The organism is Streptomyces sp. CO7 (assembly GCF_053474865.1).
In genome coordinates this window covers 748755-753595 of sequence record NZ_JBRIOU010000002.1, presented here as the reverse complement: position 1 = coordinate 753595, position 4841 = coordinate 748755, and the positions used below count along the sequence as shown (strand labels likewise).

The following is a 4841-nucleotide window of genomic DNA, read 5'->3' as shown; positions in this document are numbered from 1 at the left end:
GGACCCACGCCCCCGGACCCCCGCGCCTCCGTACAGGAGGGCGGGGGTTCGCCGTGCGGAGGGGGCCGGACGTGCCGCTGGAGGAAGATCCGTGAAGGAGCCGACCGAGATCTGTCCGCGGAGCGTGGCCCGCAGTACTGTGAGCGCTCACAAATTGACGGCGCATCAATGACCGGTCCCTGACGGCTCACCCCACCGACACGAACCAAGGATGGACGCCCATGCGCACGCGCAGAGCCACACTCGCCACGGCCGCCGCCGCTCTCGCCCTGGTACTGACCGCCTGCGGGCAGGACAGCGAGGGCGGCAGCGAGGAGAAGAAGGGTGGCCCCAAGGACGCCACCATCGGCATCGCGATGCCGACCAAGTCCTCCGAGCGCTGGATCGCCGACGGCAACCACGTCGTGAAGAGCCTGAAGGGCCTGGGCTACAAGACCCAGCTGGTCTACGGCGAGGACGATCCGGACACCCAGGTCGCCCAGATCGAGAACATGATCACCCAGGGCGTTTCGGCCCTCGTCGTCGCCGCCATCGACAACAAGTCGCTGGACAACGTGCTGCAGCAGGCGGCCGACGCCGACATCCCGGTGATCGCCTACGACCGCCTGATCCTCAACTCCCCCAACGTCGACTACTACGCCTCCTTCGACAACGAGAAGGTCGGCGAGCTCCAGGGCGGCTACATCGTCGAGAAGCTCGGTCTGGCCGACGGCTCGAAGAAGGGGCCGTTCAACATCGAGCTGTTCGCCGGCTCCAACGACGACAACAACACCAAGTACTTCTTCGGCGGCGCGATGAAGGTGCTGCAGCCCTACATCGACAAGAAGCAGCTGAAGGTCCGCTCCGGCCAGACCGAGCTCAACCAGGTGACCACCCTGCGCTGGGACGGCGGCACCGCCCAGAAGCGCATGGACGACCTGCTGACCTCGGCGTACAAGTCCGAGCGGGTGGACGCGGTGCTCTCCCCCTACGACGGCATCTCCATCGGCATCCTGTCGGCCCTGAAGTCCGACGACTACGGCTCGAAGTCCAAGCCGCTGCCGATCGTGACTGGTCAGGACGCCGAGGTCGCGTCGGTGAAGTCGATCGTGGCGAAGGAGCAGACCCAGACCGTCTTCAAGGACACCCGTGAACTCGCCACGTTCGCCGCGGGGATGGTCGACTCCGTGCTGAGGGGCGAGAAGCCCGAGGTCAACGACGACAGGACGTACGACAACGGCGCCAAGGTGGTGCCCGCGTACCTCCTCGAACCGGTGAACGTGGACGCCTCGAACTACAAGAAGGTCCTGGTCGACAGCGGCTACTACACCGAGGCCGACCTCAAGTAACGGTGCGGGCTGTGGGAAAGGAGACGGCCCGTGGCGGGACCCGTCCTGGAAATGCGCTCGATCGGCAAGACCTTCCCCGGGGTGACGGCGCTGTCCGACGTCAACCTGACCGTACGGCGGGGTGAGGTCCACGCCATCTGCGGGGAGAACGGCGCGGGCAAGTCGACCCTGATGAAGGTCCTCTCCGGCGTTCACCCGCACGGGAGTTACGAAGGAGAGGTGCTCTTCGAGGGCGAGCTGTGCCAGTTCCGCGACATCAGGGCCAGTGAGCGGCGTGGCGTCGTCATCATCCACCAGGAGCTGGCGCTGGTGCCCTACCTGTCGATCGCGGAGAACATCTTCCTCGGCAACGAGCACGCCCGGCGCGGCTTCGTCGACTGGACCGCGACGCTGCGGCACGCCGCGGACCTGCTGCGCCGGGTGGGCCTGCGGGACCGGCCGCAGACCCGGGTCGCGGACATCGGCGTGGGCAAGCAGCAACTGGTCGAGATCGCGAAGGCGTTGGCGAAGAGGGTGAAGCTGCTGATCCTCGACGAGCCGACCGCGGCGCTCAACGACGAGGACAGCGGCAAACTCCTCGACCTGGTCCTGGAGCTGAAGGAGCAGGGCATCACCTCGGTGATCATCTCGCACAAGCTCAACGAGATCCTGCGGGTCGCCGACTCGGTGACGGTCCTGCGGGACGGGCGCACGGTGGAGACGCTGGACGTGCGGGATCCGGCGACCACCGAGGAGCGGATCATCGCGGGGATGGTGGGCCGGGACCTGGACCACCGGTTCCCCGAGCGGACCCGGTACGCCGCCCCGGCCGAGGAGGAGAGGCCGGCCCTGGAGATCCGGGACTGGACCGTGCACCACCCCATCGACCAGGACCGCAAGGTGGTCGACGGGGTGTCCCTGCGGGTCCGGCGCGGTGAGATCGTCGGCATCGCCGGGCTGATGGGGGCGGGCCGCACCGAGCTCGCGATGAGCGTCTTCGGCCGCTCCTACGGGCGCCACGCGGGCGGCACCGTACTCAAGGACGGCCGGGAGATCAGCACCCGCACGGTGCCCGAGTGCGTGCGGCACGGCATCGCCTACGTCACCGAGGACCGCAAGCACTACGGGCTCAACCTCATCGACACGGTCGGCCGGAACGTCTCGCTGACGGCGCTCGGCAAGGTGGCCCGGCACGGGGTGGTCGACGAGCACGAGGAGCGGCGGGTCGCCGAGGGCTTCCGCACCTCGATGAACATCCGGACCCCCACCGTCTTCGAGACGGTGGGCCGGCTGTCCGGCGGCAACCAGCAGAAGGTCGTGCTCAGCAAGTGGATCTTCGCCGGGCCGGACGTCCTGATCCTGGACGAGCCGACCCGCGGGATCGACGTGGGCGCGAAGTACGAGATCTACACGGTGATCGACCGGTTGGCGGCCGAGGGCAAGGCGGTGGTGTTCATCTCCTCCGAACTGCCCGAGCTCATCGGCATGTGCGACCGGATCCACACCATGGCGGCAGGCCGCCTGACCGGTGAGTTCCTCCGCGAGGAGGCCACCCAGGAGGCGTTGATGCGGTGCATGACGGCGGACCGGAACGGGGGCGGCGGCAAGGGAAGCGGGCCCGCCGGCGCGGGAGAGGCGGAGGAAGAATGAGCACGGTGGGCTTGGCGCGGCTGGTGATGGACGGCATGCGCCGCAACATGCGGCAGTACGGCATGCTGTTCGCGCTCGGCCTGATCGTGGCGCTGTTCGCGGTCTGGACCGGCGGCGACCTGCTGCTGCCCCGCAACGTCTCCAACCTGGTCCTGCAGAACAGCTACATCCTGGTGCTGGCCGTCGGCATGATGCTGGTGATCATCTCCGGGCACATCGACCTGTCGGTCGGGTCGCTGACCGCCTTCGTGGGGGCCGTCGCCGCGGTCCTGATGGTGGAGAACTCGGTGCCGTGGCCGCTGGCGGTGCTGCTGTGCCTGCTGCTCGGCGCGGCCGCGGGGGCGTTGCAGGGCTTCTTCATCGCCTACGTGGGCATTCCGTCGTTCATCGTCACGCTGGCGGGGATGCTGCTGTTCCGCGGGCTGACGGAGATCTTCCTGCAGGGCCAGACGCTGGGCCCCTTCCCGCGCGGGCTGCAGAACATCGCCAACGGTTTCCTGCCGGAGGTCGGCCCGGAGACGAACTACCACAACCTCACCCTGCTGCTGGGGCTCGGGCTGACAGCCGTGGTGGTGCTGCAGGAGATACGGGACCGGCGCCGTCAGCGGGAGTTCGCCCTGGAGGTGCTGCCCACTGCGGCGTTCGTCCTCAAGCTGGTGGCGCTGGCCGCGGCGGTGCTGGTCGCGACGCTGCTCCTGGCCAGTTACAAGGGCGCCCCGGTGGTCCTGCTGATCCTCGGCGTGCTGGTGGCCGGCTTCGGCTACGTGATGCGCAACGCGATCATCGGCCGCCACATCTACGCCATCGGCGGCAACCTCCCGGCGGCCAAGCTGTCGGGCGTGAAGGACAGGAAGGTCACCTTCCTGGTCTTCCTCAACATGGGCATGCTCGCCGCGCTGGCCGGCCTGGTCTTCGCGGCCCGCTTCAACGCGGCCTCGCCCAAGGCCGGCGTGAACTTCGAGCTCGAGGCGATCGCCGCCTCCTTCATCGGCGGCGCGTCGATGAGCGGCGGCGTGGGGACCGTCCTGGGCGCCATCATCGGCGGCCTGGTCCTGGGCGTCCTGAACAACGGCATGAACCTGGTCGGCATCGGCACGGACTGGCAGCAGGTGATCAAGGGCGCGGTGCTGCTGGCGGCGGTCGGCTTCGACGTGTGGAACAAACGGAGGGTCGGTTCCTGACCCACCGGGTCCGGCGTCCTCGAGGCGGCCGGGTACGGCGAAGGCGAGGGCGGGTCCCGTGGGGGCCCGCCCTCGCCTTTCCGTCGGGGGCTGTCGGTCAGCTCTGGCGGAGGCGGGCCAGGGAGGCGTCGAGGTCGGCTCCGCGGGGGCGGTTCCAGGGGAGCTTGGCGAGCATCGCGGCCATGCCGCAGGTGTTGGTCACCGCGGAGAGGACCAGTCCCGCGGCGATGCCGGCCGACAGCAGCTGGAAGGCCGGGTGGACCAGGAGACCGAGGAGGAGCCCGAGCAGGACGAGGAAGCCGGCGGTGAGGCGGACCTGGCGGTCCATGGCCCAGGTCCGGCCGCCCCCGCTGCTCTGCGGGCGGTCGATCCGGTGGCCCTGCTCGGCCCAGGCGCCGGTGCCGCCGGCGAGGGTCGCGGCGTGCACGCCGTGGGCGGCGAGCGTCCGGCAGGCGTTCTCCGAGCGGGCGCCGGAGGCGCAGACGACGAGGACCTCACCGCGCGAGGCGGCGTCGCGGATGTCGGGCAGGGCGCGGCCGAGCTGGTCCAGGGGGATGTTGATCGCGCCGGGGAGGTGCCCGCCGGCGTACTCGCCGGGCGTGCGGACGTCGATCACGGTCAGCTCGTCCAGGCGGGAGCGGGCCTCACGGGGGGCGAGCGAGACGGGAGTGGTCATGGGGGTGCCGTCCTTCGGGGTGAAAGG

4 protein-coding genes are annotated in these 4841 nt (G+C 69.5%); 3 read left to right on the top strand and 1 reads right to left on the bottom strand.

What is annotated here, in order from left to right:
• Nucleotides 1-221: 221 nt before the first annotated feature.
• The 3 genes from chvE to mmsB are packed head-to-tail and all read left to right on the top strand — an operon-like array spanning nucleotide 222 to nucleotide 4138.
• Nucleotides 222-1328, top strand: a complete 1107-nt coding sequence (gene chvE, locus ACOV8S_RS05410) for a multiple monosaccharide ABC transporter substrate-binding protein (RefSeq protein ID WP_448316378.1) — start codon at nucleotides 222-224, stop codon at nucleotides 1326-1328.
• A 30-nt stretch (nucleotides 1329-1358) separates the two neighbouring features.
• Nucleotides 1359-2957 carry a multiple monosaccharide ABC transporter ATP-binding protein gene (mmsA, locus tag ACOV8S_RS05405; protein WP_448316377.1) on the top strand — a complete coding sequence of 533 codons (1599 nt, stop codon included), beginning with the start codon at nucleotides 1359-1361 and terminating at the stop codon, nucleotides 2955-2957.
• Nucleotides 2954-4138 (top strand): multiple monosaccharide ABC transporter permease, encoded by a 1185-nt coding sequence (mmsB, locus tag ACOV8S_RS05400; protein WP_448316376.1) that lies wholly within the window; start codon nucleotides 2954-2956, stop codon nucleotides 4136-4138. Before mmsA ends, mmsB begins: the two co-directional genes overlap by 4 nt.
• 97 nt (nucleotides 4139-4235) lie before the next feature.
• Here mmsB and ACOV8S_RS05395 read toward each other — a convergent pair whose 3' ends face one another.
• Nucleotides 4236-4814 (bottom strand): rhodanese-like domain-containing protein, encoded by a 579-nt coding sequence (locus ACOV8S_RS05395; RefSeq protein ID WP_448317358.1) that lies wholly within the window; start codon nucleotides 4812-4814, stop codon nucleotides 4236-4238.
• Nucleotides 4815-4841 lie beyond the last annotated feature (27 nt).